Origin of the sequence: Limibacillus halophilus (assembly GCF_014191775.1) — a bacterium.
Classification (GTDB): domain Bacteria; phylum Pseudomonadota; class Alphaproteobacteria; order Kiloniellales; family CECT-8803; genus Limibacillus; species Limibacillus halophilus.
The window spans coordinates 585,217-608,803 of record NZ_JACHXA010000001.1 but is presented as its reverse complement, the minus strand read 5'-3'; the positions used below and the strand labels follow the sequence as shown (position 1 = coordinate 608,803).

The following is a 23,587-nucleotide window of genomic DNA, read 5'->3' as shown; positions in this document are numbered from 1 at the left end:
CGCTCTATGGGCGTGAACCTGGCGGGGCGCCTGATGTTCTAGGAAACGGGGTCGAAGCCGAACTCCCGCATCAGTTCTTCTGTGTGTTCTCCCAATGTGGGGGGAGCCATCATCGGCTGGTCATCCCGTTGACCATCAAACCGGACAGGTCGCCTCAAGATCGTCAGTTCGCCCTGCAGTTTATGTGTAACTTTGGCGAAGCTATCGAGGTGCTGCACCTGCGGGTCTTCGAAGACCTCCGGAATGCTGTTGACCGGCGTGAAGGGTACGTCGTAGCGCTCCAGGCGCTCCATCCAGTAAATCCTAGCCTGACCGGCAACCGATTGTCCGACCTTCTCGAGAATCATATCGTAGTGTTCGACACGACCGGCCAGGGTCAGGCACGACGGATGCTCGATCAACTCCGGCAACTCAACTGCTTTGGCGAAGCGCTCCCAGAACTTCTGCTGGGAAGCCATATGAACAGCGATAATCTTCCCGTCACTGCAGCGGAATGCATATGCTTGCGAGTTGCGGACGCGAAGATAGGCATCGGCTATCTCGCCGTTTTGTGTCAAGTAAGCGAAAGGCTCCGGCATGAAGGCCATTGTCGCATCAAGCATATTGACGTCGACCCGCCTGGCCTTGCCCGTCCGCTCTCGCTCAAGCAGCGCCGACAGAATGCCATAGCAGGCGTACTGTCCCGTCACGTTGTCAGAGATCGTCGTTCCCGCAAGACGCGGCTTTTCCTGATCAAGGAATTGGCTCGACATGCCGCTTAGCCCTTGGGCTATAGCGTCGTAACAGGGGCGCGCTGCATAAGGCCCGTCTTTTCCGAACCCTGTTATCGAACAGCGAATCAAGGCAGGATTCAGCTCCTTCAATCGCGCGTCGCTGAAGCCCAATCGTTCCAGGACACCAGGCCGGAAGTTCTCGATCAAAACGTCGCTTTTGACCACGAGGCGTTCGAGAAATCGCCGGCCGGATTCCGATTTTAGCGAAACGGCGGCACTGCGCTTGTTGCGGTTGTAAGTGCAGAACTGCGCGCTGTAGGTTCCACCGCCGTAACCGCGAAAGGGATCCCCGCCTTCGGGATTCTCGATTTTAATCACCTCAGCCCCCAGATCAGCCAAAAGCATCCCTGTAAGCGGGCCGGTGATCATGGTCGAAAGCTCAACGACACGGAATCCTTCCAACGGACCGGGCATGTCTATCTCCTTTGATCGCTATTCTTCGCCGCGCTCAGCGCGCATCTTGAACGAGCCATAGACGGGCCGGTAACTCTTGTCGTCGAGAAACTGTTTGAGACCCGTCTTGTAGGAGTCCTCCGTGTCGCCCACGCGGATGGCATTTTTCTTTTCCTGCATGTACTCCGCCGCCTGCGTGAAGTCCATTTGGCGCACGTGTCGGATCGCCTGCTTGGTGCCGCGCAAGGCCGCTGGGCTTTTCGACATCAGTTTTTCAGCAAGCTTTAAGGTCTCTTCCTGCACCTTCCCATTGGGAACCGCGCGGGTGATCAAGCCAATCCTTTCGGCTTCCTTGCCATCGAAGGGCTCGCCCAAGCAGGCGTGATAGAGCGCGTGCCGCGGCAATACTGTGTCCACCAGCGCCTTGCTAACCATGCCGCCTGGCAGAATGCCCCAGTTCACTTCGGAAAGCGAAAAGACCGTATCGAAACCGGCTATCGCAAAATCGGTCGCAAGCATGTGTGTGAAAGCACCGCCAACGCAGTAGCCCTCCACCATCGCAATGGTAGGTTTGTCGTACATATAGAGCTTTTCCCACTGCCAACGGTTGGAAATAAGCCTAATGCGCTTTGCCTCGGAGGGATTATCCTCAAGCCCGCGGAAATATTCCTTGAGGTCCTGTCCAGCCGAAAAGACGCCATCGGCTCCAGCGATCACCACAACCTTGACCTTCGGATCGGCCTCAAGCTCATCCAGCGTGTCGTGCATTTCGAGATGCAAACCCGGGTTCATGGCGTTTTTCTTCTTTGGCCTATTGAGGTAGGTCCAGGCAATTCCATCCTTGATATCGACCTTAACGAATTTCCGCTCTGGCGCGCTCATCTTTCAACATCTCCTTCGTGCAAATTATTTGCGGGACAATCCTCCGCAACCATCGCCATCGGCCATTTCCATTGGGCGCTATCGCCACCAAACCAGATGGCGATCTGTCAGGACCAAAAGGCCGTAAATCAACATGCTCGCGGCGGAGGCGACGACCACAGCCGCCCACACCTTCAAAAACTCAATCTGCTGCGTGGATTCATAGATGATTCGCCCAAGCCCCTCGTAAGCGCCCAGCATCTCCGCGACGATGGCAATGATCATGCTGCGAACCACGGCCACACGAAGGCCGGTGATGATGGCAGGCAGCGCTGCGGGCAAGCGCAGCATCCAAACAATCCGCAGCGGCCCAGCGCCAAAGCTGCGGAAGAGATCGATCGCGGAGCGGTCGATTGCCTTCAAACCCTGGAGTGCATTCACAAAAACAGAGAACCCCGCGGCGAGCATGACCATTGCTATTTTGGATCCCGACCCCATGCCAAACCAGACCAGGCTGAGAGGAACATACGCGACGACCGGAACGGAATTGATGGCAACGATGACCGGCTTGAAGATGCGTTCAAGAAGCGGCACGAGTGTCATTGCCACCGCCAAGGCAACAGCCACCAGCGATCCAGCCACATATCCAATGCCAGCGACTTTCAGTGTTGCCGCAAGGCCGCGCATCAGCGACGGGAAGAAATCCCAAACCGCGCCCAGAATGCTGGCAATTGGCGGTAGGATAAACGGGGGAATTTCAAACAGCCTGATTGCTGCTTCCCAGACACAAGCGATGGTCAGTATGCCAAACACCAGGTAGCCTGCGCGCTCCAGCATTACAGTTCACCCCCCCACCACACGTAACGCCGACCGACCCAGGCGATCACGCCATAGAGGCCCGTTCCGAGCAGCCCGCAGGACACGATGATCGACCAAAGCCTCACCATGTTCTCGGCATACATGGCCTGTACCAGCATAACACCGAGGCCGACCGTATCGCCGAACCACTCGCCCACGATGGCACCAATCAGACTAAGGCTTACGCCCAACAAAAGAGCCGCCATGATGGTCGGAAGCGCGAATGGCAAGCGCAGGGTCCAGAAGATGCGCCAGGTGGTCGCACCGAAGCTTCTGAAGAGATCAACGCGTTGCTGGTCCACCGATAGCAATCCGCGGTGCGTATTCACTGTCACCGGAAAGAAGGTCAGGTAAAACGCGATCATGACCTTCGACATTATCCCATTGCCGAACCAGATCACGACCAAAGCACCAAATGCGATTACCGGTATTGTTTGCGAGACAACAAACAAAGGAAAAAACATTTTCTCGAAAATGCGCACCTCGGCGAAAATCGCCCCCATCGCGAAGCCGAACAAGGCACCGAGAACAAACCCGAGTAAGGTTTCCAGTAAGGTTCGCAAGAACCCTCGCACTAGCACATCGCCACTACCAACCATGTCCGAAAGGATGGCGGATACGGGCGGAATCACCTGAAATGGGGTGGCGTAGTATCGCGCCAGAATCTCCCACAGGATGAGAGCGGCGCACAAAGCGGCCAAGGGTTGGCATTTCACCTGCCATCCCGTCATGTCTCAGAGTCCTCGGAAAGGAATGACTTGATGCTTTCCTCCTCGATCGCCTCGAGCAATTCGGCCTTTATGTCTAAAAACTCCGGCGACGTGGTCATCTTCGGATCACGTGGGCGCGGCAGTTTGATTTCCTTGCTAAGCTTTATTCGTCCGGGCCGCGAGGTCATCACCACCACCCGGTCCCCCAGAAATATGGCCTCATCGACATCGTGGGTGATGAACAGAATGGACCGACGGTGTTTTTGCCAGATATCCAAAAGCCACCGCTGCATGATCATGCGCGTAAGCGCATCCAGCGCGCCAAACGGCTCGTCCAACAGCAAGAGCTCGCGCTCAAACAAGAACGTGCGCATCAAAGCGACTCGCTGACGCATTCCGCCCGAAAGTTGGTGCGGATAGTGGTTCTCAAATCCGCTCAGGCCGAAATCCTGGAACATGGCCTGCGCCCGCTTCCGGGCATCGCTCCGGCGTACATTTTCGACTTCCAAAGCGATTGTTGCGTTGTCGATGATGCGACGCCAGGGAAGCAGGAGATCCCGTTGCGGCATGAATGACACCGCTCCCAGCAGATCTCGGCCCTGTCGGGGCTCGCCCTTAAACCGTATACCACTTCCTGCATCGGCATCCAGCAGGCCCGCGACTATGTTGAACAGGGTGCTTTTGCCGCAACCGCTTGGCCCCACCAGGGTGACGAACTCTCCTGACTTGACGGCAAGATCGACCCCCTCGACGGCGACGACCTTTCTGCCGCCGCCGTCGAAGGTCTTGGATACACCTTCCAACTGGATGATAGGCCGATCTTGAGATTCGGAGGTAGCACTAGCCAACGGATTAACCTCTGCGCAAAAGATGAGTGTAACCCAACCCGGAAGTTTCCAAGGGTGGTGTGTGCTACCGGCCGATCAGGGCTTCTTGTAGGCTGCGGGAACCGCATCCCAAAAAGAAGTGTTTATCGACTCGGCAAGCGTGACGCTCTCCGGCAGCTCTCCATTTTCAATCAGGAACTCCCGTACACCTTCGAGCTTCTCGACGTCGAGAACGGCAATACCGTCTGTCGTGCCTCTATCGGCCACGACAAGCTTGTTCAGCTCTTCCAGCATGGCTGTCTGGTGTGGACGCTCCAGGCTCGGCGCCGCCGCCATGAGAATGTCAATCGCTTCGGCCGGGTTTTCGTAAGCGTACTTCCATCCACGGATCGAAGCGTTGAGGAACCCCTGGACGGTCTCGGGGCGCTCCTTGATCATCGTCTCATTCGTGATGATTGTGTCGCTTGGGAAGCTCACGCCGTAATCTTCAGCCTGAAAAACCTCAACCTCCACACCACGATTTCTTAGAACGTTCAACTCGTTAAACAGCATGACTGTTGCCACATCCACCTGCTTGTCGATGAAGGGCGCCAGTGAAACCGCCTGCGGAATGACGTTGACTTCGTCTTTACTTACGCCTTCCTTCGACAAAACGGCGAACAGTGTGTTCTGCGCACCGGTGAAGAACGTAGAAACGGTCTTTCCCTTGAAGTCTTTGGGCGAGCCTATCCCCGCGCCCTTGTGCGCGACGTAGGCGGACGGGGTCCGCTGAAGCATCATGCCGATACCGATGACAGGCAAGCCCTTGGCGCGGCTTTTCAACATGTTTTCCGCCCCGCCGGCGACTGCGAAATTCTCCGCACCAGCAGCCACCATAGATTCGCCGTTCAGATTCGGGCCCCCGGGGTTGATCGTCATGTCGAGCCCCTCTTCTTCATAGAAGCCCTTCGCTTTGGCGACATAGAATCCGATGAACTGCGCTTGTGTTAGCCACTTGAGGCGCATGGACACCTGCTCTAGAGCCATGGCTTGACCGGTGCTAATGACGATGACAGCGGCCGCCAGGGCCCCACCGATGGCACCACCGAGGTAACCCTTGAATTTTTCTAGCGTCAAAACTCGCATCTCCCACTCTCCCTTTTTAAGCGCTTTCTAATGATCTCCGGCGCTAAGCCTCCCTGTCTTCGGGCCCAGGTGGAGAACCCTCAAAAGAGCCAGCGTCCGGTCGCTTACCCGGGCCCCAGCGAGTATCCGGCGCCCCCTGCAATGCGCCCATTCCACAAAGGGAATCCCTCTCGGGCACATTGCGAAAACATTCTACGCAGCTCGGATGTCCAGAACAACGATTAAATTACACAAATAGATCAAAACTGCATACAACAAGAAAATCGCATGCGATTTCCCCCGGCACCCGCGTTCGCCTACCACCTTCAGGAGATCAGCCGTAGCGCGCGCCTCCGGCAAACCAATCATCGAAATTCGGAGCCGTTCTGACAATCACGCTACGCTTACGCATCCGACTCTTCAGGGCGTCCCAGCCATTCTCCTTCCCAAGCCCACTGTCTTGAAAACCACCCCAAATGGATCGCGGATCATTCTTGTGATGATCGTTGATCCAGATCACACCGGCACGCACAGCCGACGCCAAGCGATGAGCCCTGCCGACATCGCGCGTCCAGATACCTGCTCCAAGGCCGAACGGGCTGTTATTGGCAAACTGAACGGCTTCCTCCTCGGACTTGACCGGCGTTACCGAAACCACCGGACCGAATACCTCTTCTTGGAACAAGCGCATTTCAGGCCGGACATCGGCAAAAACAGTCGGCTCAACAAAATTCCCCGAATCGAAAGGCGCCGCCAAAACCGGCTTACCGCCTCCTGTAACCAGCCGTGCTCCCTCCGCCAATGCAGTGGCGATGTGTTCGTGGCAACGCGCCGCCGAGGCTTGAGAGATAACCGGCCCCATATCGGTTTCCGTCTGACTGGGGTCGCCTACCCGTATCGCCTCCGCCCGCTTTTTCAAGGAAGCGACGAACGCTTCGTATATTTTGTCCGAGACCAGAAACCGCGTGCCGGAAACGCAGGTTTGGCCCGATGCAACAAAAGCCGCAAACAGCGCACCCGCAGTGGCCTCTTCCAACGGCACGTCGTCCCAAATGACGATTGGGGCCTTGCCCCCCAGCTCCAGCATTGCCGGTATCAGGCGCTCGGCGGCAATAGCCGCCACCTTCCGGCCGGTCGCCGTGCCGCCCGTCAGGTCGACCATCCCAACGTCGGGAGCCCTGCAGATCGCCGCGCCGGTTGCACCTTCCCCGGTTACGACATTGACGACGCCTGGTGGAAAGCCAGCCTCACGGCACCAGTCGGCAAGGATAAGTGCGGACACCGGAGCCAACTCAGAGGGCTTTATGAGGCAGGTGTTTCCTGCAGCCAGTGCGGCCGACATCTTTTTCACGAGGATCAGGATCGGGTGATTCCACGACGTCAGTAGCGCTGCGACCCCGATCGGCTCGTAGTGAGTGAGTGTCACGAACCCTCCCTTGACCCTGTTGGACTCGCCCTCGAGGCCCTGTGCGATGGCGGCAAAATACTCAAGCCATTCGGGAATTCGACCCATCTGCGCACGCATCTCTCGTATCGCGCGGCCAGTGACCAGGGACTCCAGGGCTGCCAAGTCGTCCATTCTTGCCCTCATAATCCCGGCTAGGACGACCATGAGGCGCGCGCGCTCTGCGGCGTCCAACGATGCCCAGACGGCAAACCCCTCCCGCGCCGCAGTCGCAGCCGCAGCCACATCCTCTTCCTCGGCAGCCGGCACCTCGGCAAGCACCTCCTGCGTGGCGGGGTTTCGAACAAGGATCTTGCTACGGCCACGTGCCTTGCGCCATTGACCGCCGTAATGCAGAGAGTTAGCAGGCACGGTCTTTAGAAGTGATTCCGACATCTTTTTAGGGTCCTGTTATCCAATGGTTGTGAGTGCACCGACTATGGAGGTTAAAACTCATCGGCCGCCAACTGCATGAGATCGGAGGCACCAGCCATCGCGCGCCCGTTCAGCAAACGCGTCTCTGGAAGCATGCGACGGAAAAAGAACCGGCCAAGCGTCAGCTTTGCTCGCCAAAAGTCGAGGTTGCCACGCCCTTGCGTCAATTCCCTTTGGGCTATCACCATCATCCTCATCCACATCCACCCCATTGCAACCAAGGCGAAAAGGCGGAGGAAGTCCGTTGAACCTCCGGCTGCCTCGACAACGTCCCCTCTTGTATGATCGCGCATCCAGCCGGCAGCCTGGTGAAGGTCTTCCAGTGCTCTGGCCAGCGTGTTGGATTCATACGAAAAGACGGCGTCCTGACGAGCCGCGCTGATTGATTCTTCGATGATGCCAAAGAATGATGACAGAGGCCGCCCCTCCTGGAGATCAAGCTTTCGACGCACTAAATCGAGCGCTTGAATCCCGTTGGTACCTTCGTAGATTCGGGTAATGCGGACATCACGCAAGAACTGCTCCACACCACTATCCTGCACATACCCATAACCGCCGAAACACTGGATAGCCATGTCTGCCGCTTCGCACCCGGCATCCGTGAAATAGGCTTTGATGACAGGTGTCAGTAAGGCAACGAGGCCATCCGCTTTTGCCCGCTCATCCTCGTTTTCTAGCCTCTTTGAAAGATCAATTTGCAGGGCGACCCAAAGACCAAGCGCTCTAGCCCCTTCGGTAAAGGCCCGCATCGATAACAACATCCGCCGAACATCGGGGTGCTCGATTATCGCGACTGGCTCATCGCTTTGGCTGTTGCCCGGCAATAAAGACCTGCCCTGCCGTCGCTCACGGGCATAAGCGGCGGCGTTCTGATAGGCAACCTCGGCAATACTCAGACCCTGGAGCGCCACCCCCATGCGCGCGTCGTTGACCATCGTGAACATGGCCGAGATTCCCTGGTTGCGTTCACCAAGAAGGAACCCGGAGGCTGCCTCGTAATTGATCACTCCCGTCGGCGCCGCCCGCAGCCCCATCTTGTGTTCGAGCGAACTGCAAAAAACGCCATTGCGCGTTCCGGGTTCGCCGTTCTCATCAGCCAAATACTTGGGAACGATGAAAAGGCTCAAGCCACGTGTGCCAGCAGGTGCATCGGGTAGGCGGGCAAGAACGAGGTTGACGATATTCTCCGACAGATCGTGCTCGGCATTGGTGATGAAGGTCTTACTGCCGTAAAGACGGTACGTGCCGTCATCCTGTGGAATTGCCTTGGTCTTGATCAGACGCAGGTCGGACCCTGCCTGTGATTCGGTCAGGTGCATCGCGCCCGTCCAATGACCCGCGGCGAGCTTTGGAAGGTAGATTTGCTTTTGCGCCGCATCGCCATGCGCATAGATGGCGGCGAAAACAGCCTCGCTCAGTTCTACATATCCGCTAAAGGCCATGTTGGCGCCGGAGAGCATTTCATAGAATGCTTCGGCGAGCACCCCCGGAAGCCCCTGCCCACCGTAGGTCGGGTCCGATGCCAAGCCTATCCAGCCGCCTTCAGCAAGAACCTTGTACGCGCGCCTGAAACCTTCCGGAGTTGTCACCGTCCCATCGTCAAAACGGCAGCCTTCCAGGTCTCCTGACTGATTGAGCGGCTGAATGACCTCTTCGCAAATCTTCGCGCCACCGTTTAGAAGCGCACTCAAATCGTCGCTGCCAAATTCACCGAATCCTTCCAAGTTCGCGTAATCGGCGATGTTCAGAACATGCTCAAGGACAAACCGGATATCGGTGGTCGGCGCTTTGTAAATCGGCATAACTTTGCTACTGAACCTTCTTATCTTGCATTCCGGGGAGCCCCGAACAGCATTGAATCGAGAACCCTCGCCACCGGGCCCTAAACTGTTTTCGCGCGATGATAATTGGCGTCGAGCCGGCCGGTGAAATAATCGATGAAGCGGATCGGTTCATACTTCGACACGCCAGTTTCTCTAAAGGCGGGAAAACAATCGATAACAGCTTCCAAATTTGGATCGAAAAAATAGGCTATCGAATAGCGGCCCCGGTCCGCGGACTTGTTGATCACGCGATGGGGCGTTGATCTGAAAACATCGTTGGTCCAACGTGCGAAGATATCGCCGATGTTGACCACAAATGCGTTCGGGCGATAAGGCACGGGGAACCATTTCCCCCGGTCACCCTCAACCTCAAGCCCACCAACATTATCTTGTAGAAGCAGCGTCAAGAACCCGTAGTCGGTATGCGGGTGACTGCCAAAGGCCTCTTGTCCACCTTTTGCAGGGTTCGGCGGGTAATGATTCAAACGAAGGGCCGTCGATGGCGGATTGAAATACTGCTGCAGAAATGTCGGGTCCTGCCCTATGGCTACCGAAAATGCGGGCAAAAGCCGCAACCCAAGATCTCTCAACATAAAGTCGTATCGGCTAATGGCCGTTTTGAACCCCGGGTCTGCTGGCCATTGGTTAGGCCCCTGAAGCGGCCGCCCCTCAAGACGGTCGGGATGGTCCGCAGCAACCTCGTGCCGCAGGAAAAAAGATTCCATCAGGTTTGGTGCGCTCGCCGGTTTATAGCGCGATGAGGCCTTTAGTTGGGCGCCGCCAAACCCAAGATACCCGCGATGCCATCGGTTGTAGGCGATCTGCTGCTTTATCGGCAATGGCTGTGCATGAAACTTTCGATTGGCTTCGAAGGCGGCGGTGATCGATACCGCGTCAATTCCATGCCCCTCCAGATAGAAGAACCCGGCGTCCTGGCAGGCCGAGCGGATTGCAGCGGCTGTGTCCTGTAAACCTCGATCTCCTGAACATGCCCCGAGCCGCTCCATGTCTATGACCGGCAAGTTAGTCATTACCTCAACTCTCCCATCGTCCCACCCTTTAGAAAGACCGGTTGCCTTTCCGCCGCAAGCGTCAATGGCTGCATTCTCCCATTTCTCGTGTTATGAACGACAAGGGTCGCGAACGAACCGCCCCAATAGATCAACAGCACTGACTTTATTTTACATACAATTTCAGTAATTGTGTATACTATTTTGACAGTACGGTAATCTTGTGGCGCGGAAAAGGCAGAGCATGAAAACGAAATCGGCAACAAGAGCGGACGATCTCCGCCATATTCTTGAACAACAGATTCTATCTGGCGAGTTGGCGCCGGGCGTGCGACTCGATGAACAGACGCTTGCGGTTCGACATAATGTCTCCCGCACCCCCGTGCGCGAAGCTCTTCGGCAACTCGCGTCGTCGGGTTTGGTGGATATGCGATCACGTCACACCCCCACGGTCGCATCTTTGACCTTGCCAAAACTGATTCAGATGTTCGAAGTCATGGCTGAACTCGAGGGGCTTTGCGCCCGCCTCGCTACTCGCCGTATGACGAGTCCGCAACGCAAGCGTTTGCAGGAAATTCATGACCGTTTGATCGTGGCCCTCGATAACGACGAGCCCGAAGCATTTTACGAGATCAATCGCGAGTTTCATGAGTTGATCTATGAAGCTTCGGAGAGCGAATTCCTGGCGGAGCAAACCAATCAACTGCGCAACCGTGTCGGCCCCTACAGGCGGCATGTGACGTACCGTCCAGGGCGCATGGTGGCTACAATCCATGAGCACCAATTGGTCATCAACGCGATTCTCTCTGGAGATGCCGACGGTGCGGCCCGTGCTATGCGAGATCATGTCAATCTGCTTGGTGAGAATTTGACTGATTTCATCGCCACTTTGCCCCCGGAAGTCGCAACGCCATCAAAGGCAAGTCAGGCCGGATGACCGAGGGCGAGGCCATACAAGACGTCCGCCAAAACCTTGGCGCCATCGGCAAGCGCCGCAGGTGAAGCCCATTCATCCTCCCGGTGGCTGACGCCATCTCGGCAAGGCACAAAAATCATGCCGGTTTCGGCGATCTGGTGAAGGTAGCGGGCGTCATGTCCCGCGCTTGATGCCAACCGCATCGACGGGATACCCAAAGCATCGGCGGCCGCGCTTATGCGATCTTGCATGGCTTGCGGGAAGCTGAGCGAAGCCGCCCGGCTCAGTTCCTCCAGCACGATGCGGCAAGGCCCCGGTCGCTCCTGACAGAGCTCTTCTATCTTCGCACCGCAGGCCACCAGCACTTCTTGTTCTGGATGTCTTAGGTCGATTGAGAACACCACCGAACTCGGCACCACTGAAGGTGCATTCGGTCGGACAGTGAAAGCGCCTATGGTGAACCGCACGCGGTCCTCTGGATCGTGCAACGCATGCCGGAGCTCCTGCACCAGATCGATGGCGGCGAACAAAGCATCCTTGCGTTCAGCTTCAAGAGCCGTGCCCGCATGAGCTTCCTCCCCCTCCACGGTCACCCGGTAGGTGTGTTTGCCTTGGATCCCTGTCACGATGCCAACCGTCAGTCCCTCCCGTTCCAAGATCGGGCCCTGCTCTATATGTGCTTCGAGGTAGGCGAAAATTGATCGCCTTAAAGGATATTCGGGAAACCCGGGCATCGACCCCAGCGCAGTCTTCACGGAGATGCCCTTGTCATCTTGAACGGCCAGAATATCGTTGAGGCCGCGCGCGCCGGCAAAGGCTGCGGAGCCCATCATTCCAGGCGCGAAACGTGAACCTTCCTCGTTCATCCAGGCAACGACTTCGATGGTATGCCTGGGCTGTTGTCCTGCCTCCAGAACGGCCTGCACCGCTTCGAGGCCGGCCACAACGCCGTAAGCACCGTCAAACCTTCCACCTGTTGGTTGGCTATCAATGTGGGAGCCGGTCAGGATTGGAAGTGCGTCGGGATCGCTCCCCTCCAGAACAAGGAAAATATTTCCTGCCGGATCGGATCTTGTGCTGAGCCCCAGATCTTTTGCCCAGGCCGCCAGTTGTAGGCGCGCGCGCGCATCCTGCTCGGACAATGCCTGCCGATTGACGCCGCCACCGGGCGTGGCACCGAATTCTGCAAGCTGTTCGAGACGGTGCCAAATGCGGGCCTCGTCCACAAAAGCGGCTGGACCTACAATCATCATGAGGTTTTCATAATCTCTGAGGGGAGCGCCCGAGCGTCGCGAACACCCCACCGGCCCGCCTCCACTTGCGCCAAGAACTCCGACAGCATTCGATTGAAAAGCTCCGGCTCCTCAAGATTGAGGGTATGGCCGGTTTTTGGCGCTATAAACAGGCCGCTGCTCGGTACGGTCTTCTTCAGAAAAATGCCCGGCTGAAGGCAGTGGTCGTCCTCGTCGCCGACCATAACAAGCGTGGGAACCGTCATCACCTTTAGCCTATCTTCCAGGTCGTAGATCGAAGGTCTGCGCGCCTGTACGCCGCGCATGGTGTTCGCCGAGCCCAGTGCCGAATGCTGCCCCAGTTCCTCGGCAAACTGCCGCCAGCCGCGCGGGTCCTTGTTTTGAAACTGAACGCGGGAAGCGCCAAGCGAATAGGTCTTTGCAAACTCCTTACTTCCTTGCACCTCGAACTGCCGCGCTACATCCAGCGACACGTCGCGAAAATAGGCTTCAAACTCCTTCTCGGCGCCATATCCAGCACCCGCGACAACAATCGAGTGCGCGCGATCCGGGTGGTCCAACCCAAAATGAAGAGCCGAAAAGCCACCCATCGAGAGACCAACGACATGTGCCTTCTCGATTGCTGCGGCATCCATCACGGCGATGATGTCATCGACCGCCCGTTTCTGCGAATAATCGGTGAAATCGGCAGGCACGTCAGAGGGTGGATAGCCACGGGCGGCGAAGGTGACGCAGCGGTGCCGCCGCGCGAAAAATCGCATCTGCGGCTCCCAACTCCGATGGTCGCCACCGAATTCATGGACAAAAACAATGGCGCTGCCTTCGCCGGATTCTTCGTAATAAAGCTTGACCTGATCGTCTGTTACGGCGGCACTCATGACGGCTCCTCACAGGTGTGACACGGATATCAGAAAAGCTGATCGGTAGCGTTGACACCGCGCGCGGTCTCTATCATCTCCGGCAAGAGCGCGCAGAATTCCTCGATCCAAGATTCCGGCACCGTGGTGCTAACCTTGATGAATCGGTCGCCAAAACGCGGTGTGTGATAGCGCCCCTGCCGGATCATGATTCCACGCTGTTGGTAGGCATGAACCAGCGCTTCGGGAGCGATGCCCAGATCGGCGCATTCGATAACCAGAAAATTTCCGTTCGAGGGATAAACCGGTAGGGATAAACCGTCTATACCCGCTACCGTATCCGCGATTGCTTGCTGATTACGGCGCTGAATGGACTGCACTGTCGCCATCCATTCATTCTTCACTGCAAGGCCGGCAAGTGCGCCACGCTGCGCCACCATGCTGCCCCCCAGCGTGGTCGGAGACAGTTCAGCGAGGAATTCAATAATATCCAAGGAGGAAACCAAAGCGCCGACCCGCATTCCGGCCAACCCCAGCCATTTTGAGAAGCTATAGCTCGTAACGCTACGCTCAGGATAGAACCGGGCCGCGAGAGTGTGGGAATAAGCGAAGTCGCGGTATGTGCAGTCGTGCAGAAAAATTGCGCCAACCTTGCGCGCGATTGCGCAGAAAGCCTCGATCTCCCCTTCGGTATAGCAGATGCCCAGTGGGTTGTTGGGGTCGACGATGTAGATGATCGACGTCTTTTCATCGACAGCGTCTTCGAGCATCGCCGGGGTTAGCCGATAGGCATTCTCAGCGCTATAGATTGGGATCTCGCGCACCTCAGCGCCCGCTTGCCTGGCAAATTGCATCGGCCACTTCCAGCCGGGATCGGTGGTCACGAAGTTCGTTCCTGGTTTGCAAAACGCGCGACAGACGAGAAACAAACCGCCAACGGCACCGTCAGTGATCAACGCCGACGCGTCACCACCCAGGCCAAGGTCGGCCACCACGGCTTTGCGGAGCGCTTCCAAGCCGGCCGGAGGCGCATAGGCGTGAAAGCTCTCGGTTTCCACCGCTTCGATCATCGCCTTGCGCACGGCTGGATGCATAGGAACATGGTTGGTATTCTGACCAAGCCACTTCAGTTGAGGATCGGCAAGCAACCCATCGAAGTACGCGTTCTTCTTTTCAAAATCTCTCATGATGAACGCCCAGCCCTTATATGATTGAGCCGCGCGCGGAGATTCCGCCATCGATCGTCACGTTGGTGCCGGTGATGTACCCTGCCTTGGGCGAGGCCAGAAAGACCATGAGATCGGCCACTTCCTCAGGGGTGGCAGGCCGACCGCCCGGATACTTCTCAAAGAGTTCCTCCCAACGGCTTTCGTCGCCATACCAGTCCAGCGCACGGCGTTTCATCAACTTGAGCATACGATCCGTCGCGACTGGCCCCGGATTGACGCCAACAACACGCACACCATCATTCAAACTCGCACCGCCTAGCGCCTTGGTGAAGGACATAAGCGCTGCGTTCCCGGTACTCCCGGCAATGTAATTCGCGTCCCAGTTTTCGCCCGAATTGCCGATATCATTGATGATCACGCCTGACTTTCTAGCCCTCATGTGCTGGTAAAGCTCGCGCGTCAAAGTCACATAGCCAAAGACCTTCAGGTTGAACCCAACGCGCCAATCGTCGTCCGACAAAGAATCCAAAGGGCCGGAGGAGACATCGCCCGCATTATTGATCAGAATATCAGCGTCTTGGCAGGCCTCTGCCAGTTCGATCATGGATTTGGGCGTTGAAAGGTCTTTGGGGAACGTCGTGACCGTGACAGCGTGTGTCCCGATCACTTCGTCACGGACTTGATCCAAGCGTTCCGCCGAGCGCGCCGACAGATAAAGATTGCACCCCTCTCTGGCGAAAGCTAACGCCGCAGCCTGCCCAATTCCCTTCGACGCGCCCGTGATGAGCACGGTTTTGCCACTCAAATCCAAATCCATTCTAAGACTCCTCCTGATGGCGCCGCTTCGGCTGAACGACATTTCTGGCGCGCTAATTCATTAGTATTACCCTCGACTCAGCATGATCTGAGCGGCGTCTCGGTAAGATTATAATGTGATTTTCTTCTTTGTGTATGTTTTTTTGATGTTTTTGTATACATTTTCTCGAGACACATACAGATTAGAAGGTGGCACGCGTGTCATCGCCGGTGGGCATTGTGAGGGCCGGTCGCTCGTCGGCAACCGCTATGCAACACAACCCGCTCCCATTCGCCGCCTGCGTCCGAGGGCGGGTGAGCCCCGCCGCCACAACCACGGCCACCTATTCTGAAGGCTGGAAACAGTACAAGTCCGAAGACGTTTCGGTTTGTCGCCATGGCATTCCAAGCGAACAAAGCCCGAGACCGGCTCTCGCTATAGAAGTCAGGAATCTAATGATGCTTGGTCCGAATGCTGAACCGAGTTCCAGCATGAGGCCGTCTGCCTTCAGCCCCCTCGCAGCGAACACTCAGCGACGGCTTAGGTGAACTGATCGCCTGTTTCGGCTATTTCCTAGGCGGGTTCCGACTGGTCGTCGTCGACAAAGGATCTGAACGCGACGTCCACCGCGGCGTTCGACTGCAGAAAGCGCCTAATCTTGCCATAGAACAGATTGGTGTGCTCCTTGGAAAGTTCGGCCAACTTCGCGCTGTCACGACGTGACAGTAGTTCAATCATCTCGCTGTGCTCGTCATAGATACGGTTGTAGTACGGTGTTGGCACGTTCGAGTCCCGTGCCGCCGTCTCAAATATGAGTCGGGTAACCCGCAAATTAAAATTCAAAACCGATTCGTAAGCACTGCTCAGGATCCGATTGCCAGCGGCCTCAGCCGTGATCAGATGAAACGCGTGGTTGGCTTCGGTCATGGCGGTATGATCGCCCTTCTCCGATGCCTCCCGATACTCCTCGTTGACGGCTTTCATGCGGTCAAGGTGTTCCTCGCTGCGCCTGGTGGCCGCAATCTGCAGGATTGCCGATTGAAGGACATCAAGGGCCTCAAAAATCTTCGGAATCTCGGCAAAATCAAGACTGGAGACATAGTGCCCGCGGTTGGGGGCAAATCGGGCCAAACCGTCAGCCTGCAAACGAATCAAGGCTTCGCGTATCGGGGTCCGTGACACCTTGAATCGCGCTTCAAGCAGAACCTCGTCGATATGATCGCCGGGCTTCAAGACCAATCGCAGAATTTCCTCGCGGAGCTTGGTGTAGACCAACTGCGTGCCGCTGCCACGAGGCCGCCCCCGTTTTCCCCGCACAGTCGGGGGAGACTGAGTCTCAGATTCACTGATTGAAGCCACGATCGATTCCTTCGTCTTCTAAGCCGTCTTGCTGGCAGTGGGCCGCATCACGAGGCCATCTTATTGCGTATGTCGGTAATGAGAATAGCCTTCCTGATCTTACGCGTCGGTGTCATCGGCATCTCATCGACGATCTCAAGTCGTTCCGGCCAACGCATCTTCGCGGTTCCTCTGTCTTGCAAATAAGCAAGGACCTCCTCCAGCGTGATTGTCGAGCCGGGTTTGAGCACAACATACAAGCAGATTCGCTCTCCCAACACTTCGTCTGGCATTGGCACAATCGCCGACTGAATGATGTTCTCGTGACCATCCAGAAGACTTTCAATGTCGGCCGGATTGATCTTGATACCACCGCGATTGATTATGTCCTTCAACCGTCCCGTGATGACTATGTTACCTTTTTCGTCCAAATAGGCCAGATCGCCGGTTCTGAACCAACCGTCCGCAGTGAAGGATGAGGCGTTGGCTTCTGGATTGTCGCAGTACTCGGAAAGGATCGAGTAACCGCTCAACTGAAGCTCGCCGCAATCTGGCGCCTCGATCGAGTTGCCGGCATCATCGACAATTCGTAGAGCAAGGCCGTCGGCCAACTTGCCAACCGTTCCATGCCGCTCCTCAGGGGTTCCGTGGATATCGGTCTGCGTCGTCAGCAGAGCCTCGGTCATGCCGAACAAACATCCGACGCGACCGTTAGGTAACTTATCCTCGAATTGGCGAGCCACCTCTGGGGGGCAGATGGAACCACCCACTATAACGTCGCGCACCGAAGGCGGGGGCTCTCGGTCCAGCACACCACTTTTTAGGGTCGCCGCCAAATGCGCCGGGGCCGAGTAAATCACGGTCGGCGCCAACGTCGTCAGAAAATCGACGTAGGTTTGGGGCGTGAAAAGAGGCACGGGAAGGATCGTGGCTCCGCAGTAAACGGCATTGCCGGAGCACAGCAAGCCAAAGACATGGGTCAAAGGTGGCGCGATCATCACGCGATCGTCCCCGGTCATCTCAATCATCTCGACGAAGCGGGCTGCGTTTTCGGCCATCAGGCCCTGCTTACGCTCGACACCTTTGGGTGCCGCGGCCGTACCGGATGTAAAGCATAGCGTACAGGTTGCATTCGGACCCGGCATCGGCGGCAAGGTCGTTGGATCGCCGGATTCGACCATCGCATCAAACGAAAGGCAGCCCTCGCGAACCGAGTTACCAACCACAATGACATGGTCCAGGCTATCGATTTCGCCCGCCAAGGCCAGCATGGTTTCAGGTGCGTCATAAGCACCGACGACCGTACAGATCGCAGCACGTGCCTTGGCGAACTTGAGCATCGGGCGCAACTCTTCCTGACGATAAGGCACGTGCATGGTCGTCAGCACCGCACCTATCCGGCAAGCGGCGTAGTAGGCTACCAAGAACTCAGGCACGCTGGGCAACTGAATAGCAATATGGTCGCCGGGGCCGATGCCGAGACGCCAAAGCGCCGCGGCGAAACTGTCCGACTTCTCCGCAAGCTCGCGGTAGGTCAATTGGCCATCCGCAAGGGTCTCCACGGCAAGTTTATCAGGCGTTGCTGACGCCCAATGCCAGAGCCGATCGAGGAGCGTTCCTGCGTTTGGCTGTGCGGGTTGGGTCGGCATAGTCAGGCCTCCTTCCTGTTAAGGCTGGCAAAGTTCCGCGCAAGTTCGGCGCAGTGCGCTGGCTTCTCGAGCTGCATGAAATGGGTTGTGCCGGGCAGTACCTGGCTGTCGAAACCAAAGGTTTTCGCCAAGAGTTCGCCGATCTCGACGAGGATGGGAGAGCTATGATCTTCGCGCTCACCCAAGACGATACGCACCGGCACGTCAATGCGGGCCAAACCAGGCCAGCGGGCTATATTGCTGGCGATCTCATAGGTCGCCGCTTCGAATTCCGCAGGACAGGCAAGACGCCAAGTCGCCCCGTCAGCCCGCAATGTCGCACGCGCCAGCCTAAGAATTGAATCATCGGATATCCGCGCAAAAGCCGGAGAACGGCGCATGGAGGCCGCCAACTGCTCCGGGTTATCGAAAATCTGGCGACGCGCTCTTGTTCGATTGGCCAGTTCGACGTGATAGGACAGCATCACCTCTTGCAAGCCGGAGTCCGCCGGTGGTGTCGCCGGAGGTTCGAACAACGTCAATGATCTCCAGGGATATCTGATCTCGGCCTGGGAATAGAGACAGGTCAGCGAGCTTAGGGAGTGAAAGGCCCCGTGTGTTGGCTTAACCCCAAACTCGGAGTCGATCGCCGCGAGAATCTGGGGAAAATCCTTGATGAACCTTGCCCAGTTGTCTTCGTTGCCGATCCGCGTGGCGTTTGAGCCGTGGTTACGCATATCAAAGGCAACAACCTCAAAATCCCGGGAAAGGTCGAGACCAAAATCCTTGAAGGCATCGACCGCAAGGCCATTTCCGTGTGATATGATGAAACGCTCTGCCCGCACTTTACCCCACCGGCGCACTGTAATGCCCGCGCCGTCGTCCATCGTGGCGGTAAAGGTTTCGGTCTCGTTCAAGATCACTTGCGACATTTTCGGGCACCACCAGTAGACAAAATTAAATCGGGTCGGAGCACTAGACTCGTTGACAGCGATTCCTTTATAATACAACCTGTATTTAAATAGCAATCCTGGAGCGCACCCCATGCACAAAGCGGCGGCAACAGATTCGGAAACCTACGTCGGCCAGCGCATTCTGCGGTACGAAGACGAAACCCTCCTGCGTGGGCGCGGTAAGTTTGTCGACGATCTGCCGGTCGCCAAGGGTACTTTGCACGCAGCATTTTTGCGGTCGCCGCACGCGCATGCTCGGATTCGCTCGATAGATGTATCTGAGGCCCTGAAACAAAAGGGCGTCAAGGCCGTGGTAACGGGCGCCGACATCCGCCCTTACACTAAACCGCTCATCGTCGGCTTCAAAAACCCGATGGATTACCGAGGGATCGCCTACGACAAGGTGCGGTACGTGGGAGAGCCGATTGCCGTCGTTTGCGCCACCGACCGCTATCGTGCGGAAGATGCGCTGAAGCACATCAAGGTTGAATATGAGCCCCTGCCGGCCATCGTCGACCCGGTGAAGGCTTGTGATGAAGGCGCGCCGGTGTTGCACGACGAAGCTGGCTCCAACAGGGTTTCTCGTCGGGTATTCACCCATGGCGAGCCGGATCATGCCTTCGAGAAAGCAGCCAATCGCGAAGAGATCACGATCCGTTATCCGCGCAATTCCATCACGCCGATGGAAACCTATGGGATCGTTGCCGAGTATCAACCCGATACCGGCGGTTACGATGTTCTGTCAAACTTTCAGGGGCCCTTCTCCGTCCACGCAGTCATGGCCATCGCGTTGAAGGTTCCCGGTAGCAAGCTGCGCCACCGCAGCCCTCCAAATTCTGGCGGTAGCTTCGGTTCAAAACTGACCATCTTCCCCTACATTGTCGTCCTCGCTGTATGTTCCCGTATCGCCGGGCGACCGGTCAAATGGATCGAAGACCGACTAGAGCACCTGTCTGCGGCCAGCGTGGCGCCCAATCGGGTAACCCGCATCGAAGCCGCCTATGACGACGATGGAACGGTTCAGGCCTTTCGCATGGAGCACTGGGATGACCACGGCGCCTATCTGCGCGCACCCATGCCTGCACCCATCTACCGGATGCACGGTCTATCGACGAACTGTTATCGGATACCCAATGTGCGGGTCATCAACAACATCGTGATGACCAACAAATGTCCCACCGGCGCGGTACGTGGTTTTGGGGGCCCCCAGCTGTACTTCGCAATTGAACGTTTGATGGCGAAGATCGCCCGGAAGCTTGATCGCGATCCCTTGGATCTGATGTGCCACAACCTAATTCGCGCCGATCAGTTCCCCTACAAGGCGCCGGCCGGTGCGCATATCGATTCCGGCGACTATCAAAAGGTCGTCGCGGACTCCATTGCCCAAGGCGGCCTCGAGGAGCTTCGCAAGCGTCGCGATGCTGCACGCGCGCAAGGTCGGCTCTACGGCATCGGCTTTGCCGCTGCAGTCGAACCGAGCCAATCGAACATGGGTTATATTTCAACCCTCAAAACTGCCGAAGAACGTGAGAAAGCGGGACCAAAGGATGGTGCCGTCGCCTCTTGCACCGTCAGTGTCGATCCCCTGGGCAGCGTCAGCGTCGTCGGTGACTCCACACCCCAGGGTCAGGGGCACCAGACAACCTTGGCCCAGATCGTCGCCGACGAACTGGGCATCGATATCGGACAAATTACGGTGAATTTGGAAACCGACACACAAAAGGACAACTGGTCGATCGCGGCAGGCAACTATTCCTGCCGGTTCGCGCCGGCGTCAACCAGCGCTGCCAAGACGGCTGCCGAGCGTGTGAAAGCCAAGATGGCCGCCATCGCCAGCACCTACATGAATGTCCCCGCGGAGGAGTTGCTGTTCAAGGATGGCTACATCCAAACGCGTGCAAATCCTGAGAACCGGATGGAGTTCCGTCGGGTCGGCGGACTTGCGCACTGGTCTCCCAGTAGTCTCCCGGACAACATGGACCCCGGCATACGAGAAGTCGCCTATTGGAACGCCCCGGAGCTGACGCCAACCTCCGCCCAAGACGAAATCAATACGTCGTTGGCTTATGGATTTGCCTTCGATTTCTGTGGTGTCGAGGTTGATCGCGACACCGGGACAGTGAAAATCGACCACTACGTGACAGCCCACGATTGCGGCACGATCCTCAACCCCGGGCTGGCGGAAGGACAGATTCGAGGCTCCTTTGCTTCGGCGGTCGGCGCCAGTCTTTATGAGGAGTTTGTCTACAAGGAAGACGGCACGTTCCTGTCCGGCACTTTTGCAGACTATCTGATTGCTACCGCACCGGAAGCCGTCGATCCAATTCTGGTGGAGACAGTCGAAACCCCCTCGCCTTTCACGAGGCTGGGCGCCAAGGGCATTGGCGAAGGCAACCAGTACACGACACCCGTTTGCCTAGCTAACGCCGTCGCGGATGCCATCGGCTATGAGGACATCACCATGCCGTTGTCGCCATCCAAAGTGTTCGAATGGGTGAACGGCGACGAGCCATTGCCTCCTACGGATACTGAATCTGAGGGTGCGGAAGGCGTCGATAGGGTCGACTATTCCGGCGACGCCTTGAAGGGTTCGGGTGAGACCGTTGTACCTGCGAGTGCCGAATCTGTCTGGAACACGTTGCTCGATCCAGACGAAATGGCGGCAATCATTCCAGGCTGCAAATCTCTGGAGCGCGTTTCCGATACGCATTTCAAAGGCGTGGTCAGCATGGGCGTGGGGCCGGTACGCGGTACGTTCGACGCGGTCATCCGCCTGAACAATCTAAAGCTTCATGAAAGCGCCGAAATAAGTGGAACCCTGGAAGGCTCGCTCGGATCCTCCAGCGGCACCGGATTCCTGGAGCTCGTCCCCAGCGGCGACGGTGAAGTTTGTGTGCGTTATCGCTATGCAATTCACCTTAGCGGCACGGTCGCTTCTGTGGGCGGTCGCTTACTTTCCGGCGCGGCCCGCGCACTGGTCAACCAGTTCTTCCGCGCGCTGATAAAGCGGGCTGCACCCGACGCGCCGGATAGTGGCGGCGGTTGGATGCGTAAGCTGCGTACGAAAATTGGGGGCAAATCATGAAACCGGCACCTTTCTCACTCTTGATTCCTGACACTATAGACGAGGCCGTTTCGGCACTCGCAGAATATGGTGACGCTGCCCGTGTCATCGCCGGTGGTCAGTCTTTGATGGCGATGATGAACATGCGCCTTGCGGAGCCGGACTACCTCATCGATATCGCGCGCATCAATGAGCTGAAACGGATCGAGGTCACTCCGAAAGGCGTCTCCGTTGGTGCGGCAGTCACGCAAAGCGCATTGGCGAGCCATGCGGAGGCGATGGCAAAAGTACCGCTTATCGCGGAGGCCCTTACACATGTTGGGCATGTCCAGACCCGCAATCGTGGCACCGTCTGCGGGTCGCTATGCCATGCAGATCCAAGTGCGGAGCTGCCTCTGCTGCTTTGCCTTCTGGAGGGCACCGTAACTTTGAGATCCACCCAGGGCGAACGCACCCTGAGCGCGGAATCCTTTCAGACGGGCATGCTCAGCACGGCAAAGCGCGCCGACGAGATCGTTGTATCCGCCTTCTTCCCGGCCGCTCCCAAGAACGCCCGCACAGGATTCCACGAGATAGCGCGCCGACACGGTGATTTTGCAATCGTTGCCCTTGCCTGCATCGTCGAGGAACGAAGTGTCCGCTTCGCCGTCGGCGGCGTCGGTGACACGCCCCTAGCCGTGAACTGGCCCAATCTTGATCCAGCAAGCTTGGACGAAAAGCTGAATGCCCTGGCATGGCGCCTCGGCGGTTATGACGATATCCACGCCAGCGCACGCTATCGACGCGAGTTGATCCGCCGCGCCGGCGCTACCCTGATCCGGGAGACCATGCTGTGAGAACTTTGAAGGACGGCCAGAAGCACCCCATCAGCTTCACCTTGAACGGCGAAGAAGTCGATGCCTACGCCGAGCCACGCACCTTGCTCTGCGATTTCCTACGCCACGAAATCGGCGCCTCGGGGACTCATGTTGCCTGTGAGCATGGCGTTTGCGGCGCTTGTACAGTGCTCGTCGAGGGCAAGGCCGTCAGATCTTGCTTGATGCTCGCCGCTCAAGCCGAAGGAGCAACCGTCGAGACCATCGAAAGCCTGTCGAACACCGACGATGAGTTCGATGACCTGCAAGCAGCCTTTCATGAGCACTTTGCCTTGCAGTGCGGATTCTGCACGCCGGGGTTCTTGATGACGCTCACCATGTTGAAGCGCACCGGGCGACGCTACAGTGAGGCGGAGATTCGCGACGCGCTTAGCGGGAACATCTGCCGCTGTACGGGGTACAAAGAGATCGTTGATGCGGCCTTGACCGTCCTCGGTCCGGATAGCCTCGCGGCTGAATGAATCCCGCCGGGTGGCCGCTCAAATCGGCTCTCAGCCTAA

The 23,587-nt window shown here is 57.2% G+C and carries 20 protein-coding genes; 4 read left to right on the top strand and 16 right to left on the bottom strand.

The window, feature by feature from the left end; translation table 11 throughout:
* Nucleotides 1-38: 38 nt before the first annotated feature.
* From FHR98_RS02805 to FHR98_RS02765, 9 genes are all read right to left on the bottom strand, one after another.
* Nucleotides 39-1,187, bottom strand: a complete 1,149-nt coding sequence (locus FHR98_RS02805) for a CaiB/BaiF CoA transferase family protein (protein WP_183415089.1) — start codon at nt 1,185-1,187, stop codon at nt 39-41.
* Between the two features lie 18 nt (nt 1,188-1,205).
* The gene (locus FHR98_RS02800) at nt 1,206-2,048 is read right to left on the bottom strand and encodes a p-hydroxycinnamoyl CoA hydratase/lyase (protein WP_183415088.1); all 843 of its coding nucleotides are present in this window, start codon (nt 2,046-2,048) and stop codon (nt 1,206-1,208) included.
* A 78-nt stretch (nt 2,049-2,126) separates the two neighbouring features.
* Nucleotides 2,127-2,864: an ABC transporter permease gene (locus tag FHR98_RS02795; RefSeq protein WP_183415087.1), complete on the bottom strand. Its 738-nt coding sequence runs from the start codon at nt 2,862-2,864 to the stop codon at nt 2,127-2,129.
* Nucleotides 2,864-3,616 carry an ABC transporter permease gene (locus FHR98_RS02790; protein WP_183415086.1) on the bottom strand — a complete coding sequence of 251 codons (753 nt, stop codon included), beginning with the start codon at nt 3,614-3,616 and terminating at the stop codon, nt 2,864-2,866. The genes FHR98_RS02795 and FHR98_RS02790 overlap by 1 nt, the downstream gene beginning before the upstream one ends.
* Complete coding sequence (locus FHR98_RS02785; RefSeq protein WP_221205683.1) at nt 3,613-4,443, bottom strand: ABC transporter ATP-binding protein; 831 nt, start codon at nt 4,441-4,443, stop codon at nt 3,613-3,615. The genes FHR98_RS02790 and FHR98_RS02785 overlap by 4 nt, the downstream gene beginning before the upstream one ends.
* 75 nt (nt 4,444-4,518) lie before the next feature.
* Nucleotides 4,519-5,538: an ABC transporter substrate-binding protein gene (locus FHR98_RS02780; protein WP_183415085.1), complete on the bottom strand. Its 1,020-nt coding sequence runs from the start codon at nt 5,536-5,538 to the stop codon at nt 4,519-4,521.
* Nucleotides 5,539-5,860: 322 nt separating this feature from the next.
* Nucleotides 5,861-7,366 carry an aldehyde dehydrogenase family protein gene (locus FHR98_RS02775; protein WP_183415084.1) on the bottom strand — a complete coding sequence of 502 codons (1,506 nt, stop codon included), beginning with the start codon at nt 7,364-7,366 and terminating at the stop codon, nt 5,861-5,863.
* A gap of 50 nt (nt 7,367-7,416) precedes the next feature.
* A complete protein-coding gene (locus FHR98_RS02770) occupies nt 7,417-9,207 on the bottom strand; it encodes an acyl-CoA dehydrogenase (protein WP_183415083.1) in 1,791 nt (596 codons plus the stop codon).
* An 80-nt stretch (nt 9,208-9,287) separates the two neighbouring features.
* On the bottom strand, nt 9,288-10,259 hold the full coding sequence (locus FHR98_RS02765; protein WP_183415082.1) for an isopenicillin N synthase family dioxygenase: 972 nt from the start codon (nt 10,257-10,259) through the stop codon (nt 9,288-9,290).
* A gap of 223 nt (nt 10,260-10,482) precedes the next feature.
* Here FHR98_RS02765 and FHR98_RS02760 point away from each other — a divergent pair, with 223 nt between their 5' ends.
* Complete coding sequence (locus FHR98_RS02760; RefSeq protein WP_183415081.1) at nt 10,483-11,175, top strand: GntR family transcriptional regulator; 693 nt, start codon at nt 10,483-10,485, stop codon at nt 11,173-11,175.
* Here FHR98_RS02760 and FHR98_RS02755 read toward each other — a convergent pair.
* The 7 genes from FHR98_RS02755 to FHR98_RS02725 form a co-directional block, all read right to left on the bottom strand.
* The gene (locus FHR98_RS02755) at nt 11,163-12,407 is read right to left on the bottom strand and encodes a M20 family metallo-hydrolase (RefSeq protein WP_246377329.1); all 1,245 of its coding nucleotides are present in this window, start codon (nt 12,405-12,407) and stop codon (nt 11,163-11,165) included. The two genes, FHR98_RS02760 and FHR98_RS02755, sit on opposite strands and share 13 nt — an antisense overlap.
* Complete coding sequence (locus FHR98_RS02750) at nt 12,404-13,285, bottom strand: alpha/beta fold hydrolase (RefSeq protein ID WP_183415080.1); 882 nt, start codon at nt 13,283-13,285, stop codon at nt 12,404-12,406. Before FHR98_RS02750 ends, FHR98_RS02755 begins: the two co-directional genes overlap by 4 nt.
* Before the next feature lie 29 nt (nt 13,286-13,314).
* Complete coding sequence (locus FHR98_RS02745) at nt 13,315-14,451, bottom strand: pyridoxal phosphate-dependent aminotransferase (RefSeq protein WP_183415079.1); 1,137 nt, start codon at nt 14,449-14,451, stop codon at nt 13,315-13,317.
* A 16-nt stretch (nt 14,452-14,467) separates the two neighbouring features.
* Entirely contained in the window at nt 14,468-15,250 is a 783-nt protein-coding gene (locus FHR98_RS02740; protein WP_183415078.1) for an SDR family oxidoreductase, read from the bottom strand.
* Nucleotides 15,251-15,802: 552 nt separating this feature from the next.
* Nucleotides 15,803-16,588 carry a GntR family transcriptional regulator gene (locus tag FHR98_RS02735; protein ID WP_183415077.1) on the bottom strand — a complete coding sequence of 262 codons (786 nt, stop codon included), beginning with the start codon at nt 16,586-16,588 and terminating at the stop codon, nt 15,803-15,805.
* Nucleotides 16,589-16,635: 47 nt separating this feature from the next.
* Nucleotides 16,636-18,216, bottom strand: a complete 1,581-nt coding sequence (locus tag FHR98_RS02730; RefSeq protein WP_183415076.1) for a class I adenylate-forming enzyme family protein — start codon at nt 18,214-18,216, stop codon at nt 16,636-16,638.
* A 2-nt stretch (nt 18,217-18,218) separates the two neighbouring features.
* Nucleotides 18,219-19,127 (bottom strand): alpha/beta fold hydrolase, encoded by a 909-nt coding sequence (locus tag FHR98_RS02725; RefSeq protein WP_183415075.1) that lies wholly within the window; start codon nt 19,125-19,127, stop codon nt 18,219-18,221.
* A gap of 112 nt (nt 19,128-19,239) precedes the next feature.
* Between FHR98_RS02725 and FHR98_RS02720 the strand changes: the two genes are divergently transcribed.
* The 3 genes from FHR98_RS02720 to FHR98_RS02710 are packed head-to-tail and all read left to right on the top strand — an operon-like array spanning nt 19,240 to nt 23,548.
* Nucleotides 19,240-22,233, top strand: a complete 2,994-nt coding sequence (locus FHR98_RS02720; protein WP_183415074.1) for a xanthine dehydrogenase family protein molybdopterin-binding subunit — start codon at nt 19,240-19,242, stop codon at nt 22,231-22,233.
* Nucleotides 22,230-23,048 carry an FAD binding domain-containing protein gene (locus FHR98_RS02715; RefSeq protein ID WP_183415073.1) on the top strand — a complete coding sequence of 273 codons (819 nt, stop codon included), beginning with the start codon at nt 22,230-22,232 and terminating at the stop codon, nt 23,046-23,048. The genes FHR98_RS02720 and FHR98_RS02715 overlap by 4 nt, the downstream gene beginning before the upstream one ends.
* Nucleotides 23,045-23,548: a (2Fe-2S)-binding protein gene (locus tag FHR98_RS02710; protein ID WP_183415072.1), complete on the top strand. Its 504-nt coding sequence runs from the start codon at nt 23,045-23,047 to the stop codon at nt 23,546-23,548. The genes FHR98_RS02715 and FHR98_RS02710 overlap by 4 nt, the downstream gene beginning before the upstream one ends.
* Nucleotides 23,549-23,587: the final 39 nt, after the last annotated feature.